The organism is Lysobacter sp. A378, from assembly GCF_054052125.1.
On the sequence record NZ_JBSVRK010000002.1, the window covers coordinates 643,163 to 656,585 of the forward strand.

At 64.1% G+C, this 13,423-nt stretch carries 12 protein-coding genes; 10 read left to right on the plus strand and 2 right to left on the minus strand.

All coding sequences use genetic code 11. From position 1 onward, the window contains the following. Positions 1–16 precede the first annotated feature (16 nt). Entirely contained in the window at positions 17–448 is a 432-nt protein-coding gene (locus tag ACW7G1_RS08925) for a type II toxin-antitoxin system RatA family toxin (protein WP_456979385.1), read from the plus strand. Continuing rightward, a complete protein-coding gene (locus ACW7G1_RS08930) occupies positions 445–765 on the plus strand; it encodes an RnfH family protein (RefSeq protein WP_456979386.1) in 321 nt (106 codons plus the stop codon). The genes ACW7G1_RS08925 and ACW7G1_RS08930 overlap by 4 nt, the downstream gene beginning before the upstream one ends. A 12-nt stretch (positions 766–777) precedes the next feature. On the opposite strand, the gene ACW7G1_RS08935 is transcribed toward ACW7G1_RS08930, so the two are convergent. After that, positions 778–1,161, minus strand: coding sequence for an outer membrane protein assembly factor BamE (locus ACW7G1_RS08935; protein WP_456979884.1), 384 nt, complete (start codon positions 1,159–1,161; stop codon positions 778–780). Positions 1,162–1,307: 146 nt separating this feature from the next. Here ACW7G1_RS08935 and fur point away from each other — a divergent pair, with 146 nt between their 5' ends. Next, positions 1,308–1,709: a ferric iron uptake transcriptional regulator gene (fur, locus tag ACW7G1_RS08940; protein WP_456961460.1), complete on the plus strand. Its 402-nt coding sequence runs from the start codon at positions 1,308–1,310 to the stop codon at positions 1,707–1,709. A 36-nt stretch (positions 1,710–1,745) separates the two neighbouring features. On the opposite strand, the gene recN is transcribed toward fur, so the two are convergent. After that, positions 1,746–3,428: a DNA repair protein RecN gene (recN, locus tag ACW7G1_RS08945; RefSeq protein ID WP_456979387.1), complete on the minus strand. Its 1,683-nt coding sequence runs from the start codon at positions 3,426–3,428 to the stop codon at positions 1,746–1,748. A gap of 192 nt (positions 3,429–3,620) precedes the next feature. Here recN and grpE point away from each other — a divergent pair, with 192 nt between their 5' ends. From grpE to greA, 7 genes are all read left to right on the plus strand, one after another. Beyond that, positions 3,621–4,148, plus strand: coding sequence for a nucleotide exchange factor GrpE (gene grpE / locus ACW7G1_RS08950; RefSeq protein WP_456979388.1), 528 nt, complete (start codon positions 3,621–3,623; stop codon positions 4,146–4,148). A gap of 152 nt (positions 4,149–4,300) precedes the next feature. Further along, positions 4,301–6,232, plus strand: coding sequence for a molecular chaperone DnaK (gene dnaK, locus ACW7G1_RS08955; RefSeq protein ID WP_456979389.1), 1,932 nt, complete (start codon positions 4,301–4,303; stop codon positions 6,230–6,232). A gap of 128 nt (positions 6,233–6,360) precedes the next feature. Further along, entirely contained in the window at positions 6,361–7,488 is a 1,128-nt protein-coding gene (dnaJ, locus tag ACW7G1_RS08960) for a molecular chaperone DnaJ (RefSeq protein ID WP_456979390.1), read from the plus strand. A 46-nt stretch (positions 7,489–7,534) separates the two neighbouring features. Then, on the plus strand, positions 7,535–8,266 hold the full coding sequence (dapB, locus tag ACW7G1_RS08965; RefSeq protein ID WP_456979391.1) for a 4-hydroxy-tetrahydrodipicolinate reductase: 732 nt from the start codon (positions 7,535–7,537) through the stop codon (positions 8,264–8,266). Between the two features lie 168 nt (positions 8,267–8,434). Continuing rightward, the gene (carA, locus tag ACW7G1_RS08970; protein WP_456979392.1) at positions 8,435–9,586 is read left to right on the plus strand and encodes a glutamine-hydrolyzing carbamoyl-phosphate synthase small subunit; all 1,152 of its coding nucleotides are present in this window, start codon (positions 8,435–8,437) and stop codon (positions 9,584–9,586) included. Between the two features lies 1 nt (position 9,587). Further along, a complete protein-coding gene (gene carB / locus ACW7G1_RS08975; protein WP_456979393.1) occupies positions 9,588–12,839 on the plus strand; it encodes a carbamoyl-phosphate synthase large subunit in 3,252 nt (1,083 codons plus the stop codon). Positions 12,840–12,946: 107 nt separating this feature from the next. Then, positions 12,947–13,423, plus strand: a complete 477-nt coding sequence (gene greA, locus ACW7G1_RS08980) for a transcription elongation factor GreA (RefSeq protein WP_456979394.1) — start codon at positions 12,947–12,949, stop codon at positions 13,421–13,423.

Genomic DNA, 13,423 nt, shown 5'->3' on the forward strand with positions numbered 1-13,423 from the left:
GTGACAGTCGCATGCCATGACCACTATCCAGCGCTCCGCCCTCGTCGATCACTCCTGCACCCGCATGTTCGCGCTGGTCAGTGACGTGGCCGCCTATCCGCGCCGGTTCGACTGGTGCAAGGACGCCCGGGTGCTGGAATCGTCCGATACCCACATGGTCGCGCGCCTGGACCTTGGCCTGGGCGGGCTGAGCACCTGGTTCACCACCCGCAACACCTATTCGGCACCACACCATATCGACATGATCCTGGTGGACGGGCCGTTCCGAAAGCTGTCCGGTCGCTGGGAGTTCCACGCCCTTGACGAGTCGGCCTGCAGGATCGGGCTGACCTTGAGCTTCGAGCCGACGGTGCGTTTGCTGGGTCCGGCAATGGCGCTGGGCTTCCAGAAACTCGCCGACCGCATGGTCGATGATTTCGTCCGTGCGGCGGACCGCGGCGCCCAATGAAAGTCGAGGTCGTGTGCGCATGGCCGCAGCGGTGCCAGCGGGTGACGCTCGAACTGCCGCCCGGCGCCTGCCTTTCGGAAGCCGTGCGGGCAGCAGGCATGGATCGCATCGAGGGCGTCAGCGCTTACGCGGTATTTGGCACCAACGCACAACCAGACTCGCGGCTGCGTGATGGAGATCGCGTCGAGTTGCTGCGGCCGTTGCTGATCGATCCAAAGCAGTCACGCCGACGTCGCGCCCAAGACAGTCGAAAGCAGGGCCGTGGAAAGCAGGGCCGTGGAAAGCAGGGCCGTGGAAAGCAGGAGCCCGGAAAGTAGCCCCGGTACTCGTTACCTGCTCTTGTCCTTGGCCAGGTTTGGCCCGAACTGCTTGCGGGAGTTCTGGGAGATCTCAAGGTCCTGTTCCGGGAAGTACTCGCCCTCCCAGGTCACCAACGCGTCGTTCTCGAACCACAAGGTCAGGTTCTTGACGTGGGTGTGGGCCAGGCGGTCCAGACGTTGGGTGGATGTGTAATCCCAGCGGTCATGGTGGAACGGGTCCTGGACGGACGGCGTGCCCAGCAATCCGAGTACCTGCTGCTTGCCCATGCCCTCTTGCAGTTGCTCCACCGCGGTCGATTCCAGCAGGTTGCCCTGGTAGATCGGCTGGCGGTAGACGATGCCGCAACCACTGGCGATCAAGGCGACGGAAACAGCGAGGAGGAAAGTACGGATCGGGTGCTTTGGCATCGGTTTCTGCGGCAGGCGGATGACGACGGCGATGATACACTGACACCTTGCCGTACGTCCGTTCCCGTTGCTGCGTTCAGCCGGTGTTGCGGGACGCGTGGCATCGCAACGGACCCCGCCAGGAGCCCACGATGGAAACAAAAAATCTCAGGGACGTCGGACTCAAGGTGACCCATCCACGGATGCGGATACTGCAGTTGCTCGACAGCGCCAGGCCCCGGCACATGACCGCCGAGGACATCTATCGGTTATTGCTCGACCAGGGCGAGGACATCGGCCTGGCAACGGTCTACCGGGTGTTGACCCAGTTCGAGGCGGTCGGCCTGGTGCTCAAGCATAATTTCGAGTCCGGCCAGTCGGTCTATGAGCTCGACCGTGGTGGCCATCATGACCACATGGTGGATGTCGATACCGGCAAGATCATCGAGTTCGAGAGCGAAGAAATCGAACGCCTCCAGCACATCATTGCGGAGCGCTACGGCTACCTGATCGAAGACCACTCGCTGGTGTTGTACGTCCGCAAGAAACCCTGAACGGCCGATCCCGAACGGCAGACCCTGAGCGGCGCGTCAGACCACGTCGCTGAGCAGTCGCTTGGCCGCTGCACGCGCTTCGCGGGTCAGTTCCACCCCGCCCAGCATGCGTGCGAGTTCTTCCTGCCGTTGCTCCATATCCAATAGCTGCACCTGGCTCTGGGTGACGCCGTCTGCCGCCGCCTTGCTGACCCGGTAGTGCGCGTGGCCCTGCGCCGCGACCTGCGGCAAGTGGGTAACGCACAGCACCTGGCGGCTGGCACCAAGCGCACGCAACTTCTGGCCGACGATATCGGCTACGGCGCCGCCGATACCCGAGTCGACCTCGTCAAACACCATGCTGGGCACGGCGTCCAGGCCCAGCGCGGCCACCTCGATCGCCAGCGAGATGCGCGACAGTTCGCCGCCCGAGGCGACCTTGCGCAAGGCGCGTGGCGGCTGACCAGGGTTGGCCGCGACCAGGAACTCGACCCGCTCACCGCCCTGCGGGTCGGGTTTGTCGCCCTCGACCGCTTCGATCCCGATCTCGAACAATCCGCCACCCATCCCCAACTCGGCAATCAGCTCGGTGGTGGCCTGGGCCAGAGTGAGCGCTGCCGCACGGCGCTTGTCCCCAAGCACGTCCGCCGCTTTGCGCCAGTGGGTGCGGACGGTGTCGATTTCACCATCGAGCTTCTCCAATCGCGCTCCGGCGCCGCGCAGTTCCTCCAGCTCCATGCCCAGTGCTTCGCGCCGGGCGGCAAGCTCCTCGGGTTGCACCCGATGCTTGCGCGCCAGTTCGTGCAGCCGGCCAAGACGCTGTTCGATGGTGCCAAAGGTGGACGGGTCGATATCCAGATCGCCCCGGATGCGGTCCAGCAGCGCCGTTGCCTCGTCCAACTGGATCGCGGCGGCGTCCAGCATGGCGTCGACCTCGCTCAGCCGGGGCTCGTGCTCGGCCACGCGTCGCAGTTCGCTGCGCACCTGTTGCAGGTCGTGGGAAATCGATGCGCCATCGTCGCCGCTGAGCTGCGCGAACGCGGCGTCGCTGGCATCGATCAGGTCACTGGCATGGGCCTGGCGACGGTGGTCGAGCAACAGTTGCTCGATCGACTCGGGCTCCAGGGTCTCGCGGTCCAGCTCGTCGTGCTGGTGTTCCAGCCAATCGATACGCTCGGACAGGTCGCCTTGCGCCGACAGCTGGTCGCGCTCGCGCAGCAGGTCGGTCCAGCGTCCGGCGGTGTCCACCACCTTCCGTCGCTCGGCGCCGGTACTGGCGTAGGCATCCAGCAAGGCCAGCTGACTGGGCCGCGACAGCAACGCCTGGTGCTCGTGCTGGCCGTGGATCTCAACCAATAGCGTGGCCAGCTCGCCCAGTTGGCCCAATGTCACCGGATGGCCGTTGACCCAGGCCCGTGAGCCGCCGTCGGCGCGGATCACGCGCCGGATCAGGCAGTTCGTGCTTTCGTTATCGGACGGCTCATCGAGTTCGTTACGACGCAGCCAGTCCGCCGCCGCGGGTACGTCATCCAGCGAAAACTCGCCCACCAGCTCGGCGCGCTGAGCACCGTGACGGACCACGCCGCTGTCCGCGCGCAGGCCGGAAAGCAAGCCCAGGGCATCGACCAGCAAGGATTTCCCGGCGCCGGTTTCACCGGAAATGACCGTCAGCCCGGGGCCGAAGGTGAGTTCGGCCTGGCTGACCACGGCAAAGTGCTTGAGTGAGAGGTGAGCGAGCATGTGGCGAACAATCTGGTTGTGAAGGAATGTTGTGAAGGGATGTTGCGCAGGGACAAAGCGTGGCAGAACCGGGTCTCTCATGCTGAGCCACCGGCATTTTGGTTGCCAGCATCTTGAATTGCGAATCGCTGGCCCCAATTGCTGATGCAGTCACGGATAACGCGCCCGAAGGCGCCAGGACCAGAGCAAAGCATGTCCACTGAACCCAATCCAGATCTGGCCAACCAGGCCGCTGAAACCGACCCGTCCATCGACGGCGACAATCCGATGGCCGTCGAGCTGGCCGCCGCACAAGCCGAGCTGGCACAACTGCGCGAGGGCACGTTACGCGACCGCGCCGATATCGAAAACCAGCGCAAGCGCCTGACCCGCGATATCGAGGTGGCGCGCAAGTTCGCCAACGAGCGTCTGCTGGCCGCGCTACTGCCGGTTATTGACAGCCTGGAGGCCGGTTTGGGCGCGGCCCATGGCGATGCCGACGCACTGCGCGAGGGTATGGAACTCACTCTCAGGCAGCTGCTGAAGGTCGCCAGCGACAATGGAATGGTCGAGGTGAATCCGGTCGGACAGCCGTTCAACCCCGAGCACCACCAGGCGATGAGCACGGTCGGCAGCGATGAACACGCGCCGGGGCACGTGGTGCAGGTTTACCAGAAAGGCTGGCTGCTTAACGAGCGTCTGTTGCGCCCGGCCCTGGTGGTGGTGAGCGAGCAGGGTTGACGAGCATTTGCCGCCGTTCCTGACTCCCGGGTCCGATGGTTGCCGGTCCGGTTCTTGAACTGCCGCGCAGCAACCCCCAGATAACAGTCATTGGCAGCATCACCGCCACAAAACATTCGCAGTACATCCAGGATTCCAGAGGAAACAAGACCATGGGCAAGATCATCGGTATCGACTTGGGCACGACCAATTCATGTGTGGCAGTCATGGAGGGCGGCAAGGCGAAGGTCATCGAGAACGCCGAGGGTGACCGCACCACGCCATCGGTTGTCGCTTACACCAAGGACGGCGAGATCCTGGTAGGTGCCTCGGCCAAGCGCCAGGCCGTCACCAATCCGCAGAACACCTTTTATGCCGTCAAGCGACTGATCGGCCGCAAGTTCACCGACGCCGAGGTGCAGAAAGACCTTGACCTGGTGTCCTACGGCATCGTGGCGCATGACAATGGCGATGCCTGGGTGCAGACCGGCGACGACAAGAAGATGGCGCCGCAGCAGATTTCCGCCGAAGTGCTGGCCAAGATGAAGAAGACCGCCGAGGCCTATCTGGGCGAAACGGTCACCGAGGCGGTCATCACCGTGCCGGCCTACTTCAACGACAGCCAGCGTCAGGCCACCAAGGACGCGGGCAAGATCGCCGGGCTGGACGTCAAGCGCATCATCAACGAGCCCACGGCGGCCGCGTTGGCCTACGGCATGGACAAGAAGGGCGGTGACCGCAAGGTGGCGGTATATGACCTGGGCGGCGGTACCTTTGACATGTCGATCATCGAGATCGCTTCGGTCGACGATGAAATGCAGGTCGAGGTGCTGGCGACCAATGGCGACACGTTCCTGGGTGGCGAAGACTTCGACAAGCGCGTCATCGACTATCTGGTGGAGCAGTTCAACAAGGACCAGGGCATCGACCTGCGCAAGGACCCGTTGGCCCTGCAGCGCCTGAAGGACGCCGCCGAGCGCGCCAAGATCGAGCTGTCCACCGCACAGCAGACCGAGGTCAACCTGCCGTACGTCACCGCCGACGCGTCGGGCCCGAAGCACCTCAACATCAAGCTGACCCGCGCCAAGCTGGAGTCGCTGGTGGAAGACCTGATCAAGAAGTCACTGGAGCCGTGCCGCATCGCGCTCAATGACGCCGGCCTGCGCGCCAGCGACATCAACGAGGTGATTCTGGTCGGTGGCCAGACCCGGATGCCCAAGGTCCAGGAAGCGGTGACCGAATTCTTCGGCAAGGAGCCGCGCAAGGACGTCAACCCCGATGAGGCGGTTGCCGTGGGTGCCGCGATTCAGGGCGGCGTGCTGGCCGGCGACGTCAAGGACGTGCTGCTGCTCGACGTGACCCCGCTGAGCCTCGGCATCGAGACCCTGGGCGGCGTATTCACCAAGATCATCGAGAAGAACACCACGGTGCCGACCAAGGCCTCGCAGACGTTCTCGACCGCCGACGACAACCAGTCCGCCGTCACCGTGCACGTGTTGCAGGGCGAGCGCGAGCAGGCGCGTTACAACAAGTCGCTGGCCCGCTTCGACCTGTCGGGCATCGAGCCGGCGCCGCGCGGCATGCCGCAGGTCGAGGTTTCGTTCGACATCGACGCCAACGGCATCGTCCATGTGACCGCCAAGGACAAGAAGACCGGCAAGGAGCAGAAGGTCGAGATCAAGGCTGGCTCCGGTCTGTCCGAGGAAGAGATCCAGAAGATGGTCCAGGACGCGGAGGTCAACCGCGAGGAGGACCAGAAGTTCCACGAGCTGGTACAGGCCCGCAACCAGGCCGATGGCCTGATCCACATGGCCCGTAGCACCATCAAGGAGCACGGCGAGAAGTTGCCGGGTGACGCGATGGGCGCCACCGAGACGGCCATCGCCGATCTGGAAACGGCGATGAAGAATGACGACAAGGGCCAGATCGAGGCCAAGAGCAAGACCTTGGAAGAGTCGGTCCAGGCATTGCTTGCCGCCGTGCCGGGACAACAGCCCGGTCCGGATGGCGCCGCCGCGGATGCTGCTGGCGCCAACGCTGCCGCCGACGACGTGGTCGATGCCGAGTTCACCGAAGTCAACGACACCGACGACGACAAGAAGTAGGTCGATCCGGCCCCTCCGCTTGAGGGGTCTGGCGTGAGGGTCCGGGATCGCCAGGCGTTTCCGGACCCTTCTCGTTTCACCAATACCGTACCCGGGGTTGCCGTCGGGTGTGGGGGAAGCCGTAGAAAATGAGCAAACGCGACTATTACGAAGCCCTGGGTGTAGCCCGCAACGCCGATCGCGATGAGCTGAAAAAAGCCTATCGCCGGTGTGCGATGAAGTATCACCCCGACCGGAACCCGGGGGATGCCGCTGCCGAAGCTTCGTTCAAGGAGTGCAAGGAGGCCTACGAGGTCCTCTCCGATGACTCCCGCCGGCGCTTGTATGACCAGCATGGCCATGCGGCATTCGAGCACGGAATGGGTGGCGGTGGCGGCGGTGCGGGCCAAGCCGACATGGGCGATATTTTCGGTGACATCTTTGGCAACATCTTTGGCGGCGGCGGCAGTACACGCGGCCCCAGGCGCGGTGCCGATATCGGCTACGTGATGGAGTTGTCGCTGGAGGAAGCGGTCGGCGGGATTGAGAAGCAGATCCAGATCCCGACCCTGGACGAGTGCGATCACTGCAACGGAAGTGGCTCGGCCGACGGCAAATTGGAAACATGCGCCACTTGCAGTGGCCGTGGTCAGGTTCGGTTCCAGCGCGGCATTTTCTCGATGCAACAGGGTTGCCCGCATTGCGGCGGCCGTGGCCAGACCATTGCCAATCCCTGCGGTGATTGTCACGGGCAGGGCCGGATCGAGAGCACCAAGGACCTGCAGGTCAAGATTCCGGCCGGGGTCGACAACGGCGACCGCATCCGTCTGGCCGGGGAGGGCGAAGCAGGCCCAGCCGGGTCTCCGCCAGGTGATCTGTACGTGGAAGTGCGCGTGCGTGAGCACGACATCTTCCAGCGCGACGGCGATGACCTGCATTGCGACCTGCCGATCCGCCTGGGCCAGGCGGCCCTGGGTGCCACCGTGCGGGTGCCGACGCTGGGCGGCGAGGTGGAACTGAAGGTGCCGGCCGAGACCCAGACCGGCAAGCTGTTCCGGGTCCGCGACAAGGGCGTGCAGTCGGTGCGCAGCCGTCGTCCCGGTGACCTGTACTGCCGGGTCGTCATCGAGACCCCGGTCAACCTGACCGGTGAGCAGCGCGAGTTGCTGGAAAAGCTCGACGCCACCTTCACCGGGGAGGGCGCCAGCCGCCACTCGCCGCGCTCATCGACATTCATGGATGGGGTCAAGGGCTTCTGGGATCGCATGACTTCCTGAGTCATCAGTACTTGTCGCCCCGCAGCCAGCCCGATAGCCTGCGGTAATGAACAACACCCCCGTCCGCATCCTCATCCACGGCGCGTCCGGCCGCATGGGCCAGGCCTTGTTGCGGCTGGCGCCCAGTCATGACCGGTTGCAAGTTGTCGCCGCGGTCGCACCCGACAAGCCTGGTCAGCGGGTGATCGATGGCATTCCGCATTTCTCGGTTCACGAACTGAACGGTGTGCCGGTTTTCGACGTTGCCATCGATTTCAGTCTGCCAGCCGGGTTCGACGCCTTGTTGGCACTGTGCGCCGACCGTGGTGCGGCGCTGGTGTCGGGCACGACCGGGCTGGAACCGGTGCAGCGCGAGGCGATGGAAGCGGCGGCGGCGCGTGTACCGGTACTTTGGGCCGCCAACTTCAGCCTTGGTGTAGCGGTCCTGGCCGAGCTGGTGGAACGCGCTGCACAGGTCCTTGGGGACTGGAGCTGCGACATTGTCGAGTCCCATCACGCGCAAAAGCTGGATGCCCCATCAGGCACCGCACTGGCCCTGGGAGCGCGCGCAGAGCAGGGCGGAGCACAGCCTCGTTATGCCTCCTTGAGGGCCGGCGACATCATCGGTGAGCACATGGTGCAATTCACCGGATCTGGCGAGCGCCTGGAGTTGACCCACCGCGCCACCAACCGGGACGTCTTCGCCCGGGGCGCGCTGCATGCCGCCGCGTGGCTGGCGAGCCAAGGCCCCGGACGCTATTCGCTGCGTGACCTGCTGCCGGGTGCTGCACGGCAGTAAACGGACGAAAAGCTGGCGCTGGACGCACTTCATCGCTAGAATTCTCGTTCGCCTGAACTCCATTTGTCGGACCGGTCCCCAGCCGCGTCCGCGCTTTGCTGCAGCCTGAGTTTCGACCCGCGCCGCGCTTGATGGAATCAGCATCCCCTGGCAGCCAAGGCGATCACCGTGACCCAACCCGCAATTCTCGCGCTTGAAGACGGCACCATCTTCGAGGGCATTTCCATGGGCGCACCCGGCCTGTCGGTCGGGGAAGTGGTGTTCAACACCGCGATGACCGGTTATCAGGAAATCCTGACCGACCCATCGTATGCGCGCCAACTGGTGACCCTGACCTATCCCCATATCGGCAATACCGGCATCAATGACCAGGACGACGAGTCGAGCCAGATCTGGGCGGCCGGGCTGATCGTTCGCAACATGCCGCGACGGCCGAGTAGCTGGCGTAGCCAGCTGTCCCTGCCAAGCTGGTTGTCCCAGCGCGGCGTGGTCGCGATCGCCGACGTCGACACCCGCAAGTTGACCCGCATGCTCAGCAGCCACGGTGCCCAGAGCGGTGCGGTGATGGCGGGCGACAACATCGATGCCGAGCAGGCCATCGAAGCGGCGCGCAAGTTTCCGGGCCTGAAGGGCATGGACCTGGCGAAGGAAGTCAGTACCCGCGAGCGCTATGAATGGACCGACGGCCAGCTCGACCTCGACAACAACGTGTTCTCGAAGACCGACGGCAGGTTCCATGTCGTTGCCTACGATTTCGGCATCAAGCGCAACATCCTGCGCATGCTCGCCGAGCGCGGCTGCCGGATCACCGTGGTGCCGGCCCAGACGGCGGCTGCCGACGTGCTGGCGCTCGAACCCGACGGCATTTTTTTGTCCAATGGTCCGGGCGACCCGGAGCCGTGCGACTACGCCATCAATGCAATCCGCGAATTCATCCAGCGCAGGATCCCGATGTTCGGCATTTGCCTGGGGCACCAGTTGCTGGGCCTGGCCAGTGGCGCGCGGACGATGAAGATGAAGTTTGGCCATCATGGCGCCAACCACCCGGTGCAGGACCTTTGCGGCGATGGCCAGGGTGGTCGGGTGATGATCACCAGCCAGAACCACGGCTTTGCGATCGACGAAGCGACGTTGCCCGAACACGTCCGGACCACCCATCGTTCCCTGTTCGACGGATCCAACCAGGGCATCGAGATTCCCGGTGTGCCGGTGTTCGGTTTCCAGGGTCACCCGGAGGCCAGTCCCGGCCCGCAGGACGTCTCCCCCTTGTTTGATCGCTTCATTGCGCTGATGCAAGACCAACACGCCGAGAACCACTGACATGCCAAAGCGTACCGACATCCAGACCGTCCTGATCATCGGCGCCGGTCCGATCGTTATCGGACAGGCGTGCGAGTTCGACTATTCCGGCGCGCAGGCCTGCAAAGCCCTGCGAGAGGAAGGCTATCGGGTCGTGCTGGTCAACTCCAATCCAGCCACGATCATGACCGATCCGGAAATGGCCGACGCGGTCTACATCGAGCCGATCAACTGGCAGACGGTCGAGAAGATCATCGCCAAAGAACGTCCCGACGCGCTGCTGCCGACGATGGGCGGCCAGACCGCGCTGAACTGTGCGCTCGACCTGGCCGATCACGGCGTGCTGGAGAAGTACAACGTCGAGCTGATCGGCGCCAAGCGCGACGCGATCATGATGGCCGAGGACCGTGAACTGTTCCGCGTCGCGATGGCCGAGATCGGTCTGGAATGTCCGAAGGCCGCGGTCGCCAGGACATTCGAGGAAGCTGTCGAGATCCAGGCGACGGTCGGCTATCCGACCATCATCCGTCCGTCCTTCACCCTGGGCGGCAGCGGCGGCGGCATCGCATACAACAAGGAAGAGTTCGAGGAGATCATCAAGCGCGGCCTGGAGCTGTCACCGACCAACGAGGTGCTGGTCGAGGAGTCGGTGCTGGGCTGGAAAGAGTTCGAGATGGAGGTGGTTCGCGACACCGCGGACAACTGCATCATCGTGTGCTCGATCGAGAACTTCGACGCGATGGGCGTGCACACCGGTGACTCGATCACCGTCGCTCCGGCCCAGACCCTGACCGACAAGGAATACCAGCGCCTGCGCGATGCCTCCATCGCGGTGCTGCGCAAGATCGGCGTCGACACCGGCGGCTCCAACGTCCAGTTCGGCATCAACGCCCAGACCGGCCGCGTGGTGGTGATCGAGATGAACCCGCGTGTGTCGCGTTCCTCGGCGCTGGCCTCCAAGGCGACCGGTTTCCCGATTGCCAAGATCGCGGCCAAGCTGGCGGTTGGCTACACCCTGGATGAGCTGCGCAACGACATCACCGGCGGCGCCACCCCGGCGTCGTTCGAGCCGTCGATTGATTATGTCGTTACCAAGATTCCGCGATTCGCGTTCGAGAAATTCCCCCAGGCTGACTCCCACCTGACCACTCAGATGAAGTCCGTGGGCGAGGTAATGGCGATGGGCCGGACCTTCGGTGAATCGCTGCAGAAGGCACTGCGTGGCCTGGAAACCGGCAAGGTCGGCCTGGACCCTACCGGGCTGGATCTGAGCAGTCCGGAAGGCATGGCGGAGGTTCGCCGTGAGCTCAAGGAGCCCGGCCCGGACCGCGTGTTCCACATTGGCGATGCGTTCCGCGCCGGCATGAGCGTGGAAGACGTGCACGCGTTGTCCTTCGTGGATCCGTGGTTCCTGGACCAGATGGAAGAGATCATCGCCGCGGAGACTGAAGTCGCCAAGGCCGGCCTGTCGGCGCTGGATGCCGCTCGCATGCGGGCGCTCAAGCGGCTGGGCTTCTCCGACGCGCGGCTGGCACAGCTGACCGCCACCGACGAGACCGCCGTGCGTTCCCTTCGACGCGCATTTGGCGTGCGGCCGGTCTACAAACGCGTGGATTCCTGCGCCGCCGAGTTCGCCACCACGACCGCCTACATGTACTCGACCTACGAGGACGAGTGCGAGTCCAAGCCGACCGCCCGCGACAAGATCATCGTGCTCGGCGGCGGCCCGAACCGGATCGGCCAGGGCATCGAGTTCGACTACTGCTGCGTGCATGCGGCGCTGGCACTACGCGCGGATGGGTTCGAGACCATCATGATCAACTGCAATCCGGAGACCGTGTCCACCGATTACGACACCTCCGACCGGTTGTACTTCGAGCCGCTGACGCTGGAAGACGTGCTGGAGATCTGCGACCTGGAAAAGCCGAAGGGCGTGATCGTCCAGTACGGCGGCCAGACGCCGCTGAAGCTCGCCGAAGCCCTGGAGGCTGCCGGGGTGCCGATCATCGGCACCAGCCCGGACAGCATCGACCTGGCCGAGGATCGCGAGCGCTTCCAGCAACTGGTCGACAAGCTCGGCCTGAAGCAGCCGCCCAATCGGATCGCACGCAATTCCGAAGAGGCCTTGCTGCTGGCCGGTGAAGTGGGCTATCCGTTGGTGGTCCGCCCCAGCTACGTGCTTGGCGGCCGCGCGATGGAGGTGGTGCATTCCGACGCCGACCTGGAGCGCTACATTCGCGATGCGGTTCGGGTCTCGGAGAAATCGCCGGTGTTGCTGGACCGTTTCCTCGACAACGCGATCGAAGTCGACGTCGACATCATTGCGGACAAGGAAGGCAACGTGCTGATTGGCGGGGTGATGGAGCACATCGAAGAGGCGGGCGTGCATTCGGGGGACTCGTCGTGCTCGCTGCCGCCGTACTCGTTGTCGGCCGATACCCAGGCCCGTTTACGCGAGCAGGTTATCGCTCTGGCCAGGGCGCTCAACGTGGTCGGGCTGATGAATACCCAGTTCGCCATCCAGACCAACGAGGCGGGCGAGGACACGATCTACCTGCTTGAGGTCAACCCGCGCGCGTCGCGTACGGTGCCGTTCGTGTCCAAGGCCACCGGCATGCCTCTGGCGAAGATCGCCGCGCGCTGCATGGCCGGCAAGACGCTGGCCGAGCAGGGCACAACGGTGGAGATCATTCCCGGCTACTACTCGGTCAAGGAAGCCATCTTCCCGTTTGCCAAGTTCCAGGGCGTCGACCCGATCCTGGGGCCGGAGATGCGTTCCACCGGCGAGGTCATGGGTGTCGGCCTCAACTTTGGCGCGGCAATGGCACGTGCCCAGGAAGCTGGCGACATCAAGGCGCTGCCAAGCAGCGGCAAGGTGTTTGTTTCCGTTCGTGACCCCGACAAACAGCGGGTTCTTCCAGTGGCGCAAGACCTGGTCCGTCGTGGCTATTCACTGGTGGCCACCGGTGGCACCGCCCGGTTCCTGCGTGATCAGGGCATGGAGTGCCAGTTGGTGAACAAGGTCAATGAAGGCCGCCCGCACATCGTCGACCTGATCAAGAATGGCGAGATCGTTTATATCGTGAACACCACCGAGGGCCGGCAGGCGATCGCCGATTCCTTCTCGATCCGTCGCGAGGCCCTGCAGCAGCGGGTGACCTATTCGACCACCATCTCGGGTGCCCGCGCATTGCTGTTGTCGCTTGATTACCGCAACACCGGTCCGGTGCTGTCGCTGCAAGACCTGCATGGCGCGGCCGTCGACGCCACCTGACGACACATCTGGCTTTGACTCGCGCGATCCGGGCACAATCGTTGCCGCGGATACAAGCGATTGTCGTACTAACTACGGGCAGCTCCAAGGCTGCCAAGGATCCATCAATGCAACCACCAATCACCAGCAAGGGCGCACAGCGCCTGCGAATCGAGCTCGAGCAGCTCAAATCGGTCCAGCGCCCCGCCGTGATCCATGCGATCGCCGAAGCACGCGCCCATGGCGATCTCAAAGAGAACGCCGAGTACCACGCTGCGCGTGAACAGCAAGGGTTTATCGAAGGCCGCATCAAGCAACTCGAAGGCGAGCTCTCCAACTCCCAGATCATCGATATCAGCGCCCTCAACGTGGGCAGCAAGATCGTGTTCGGGGCCACGGTCGACCTGGTGGACCTGGATACCGACGAGCAAAAGACCTACCAGATCGTTGGCGACCTGGAGGCGGATATCAAACTGGGCCTGATTGCGATCTCCTCACCGGTCGCGCGGGCACTGATCGGGCGCAACGAGGGCGACGAGGTCAGCATCGAGGCCCCGGCCGGCACCCGGGAGTACGAGATCGCCGCCGTGCGCTACATCGATTGA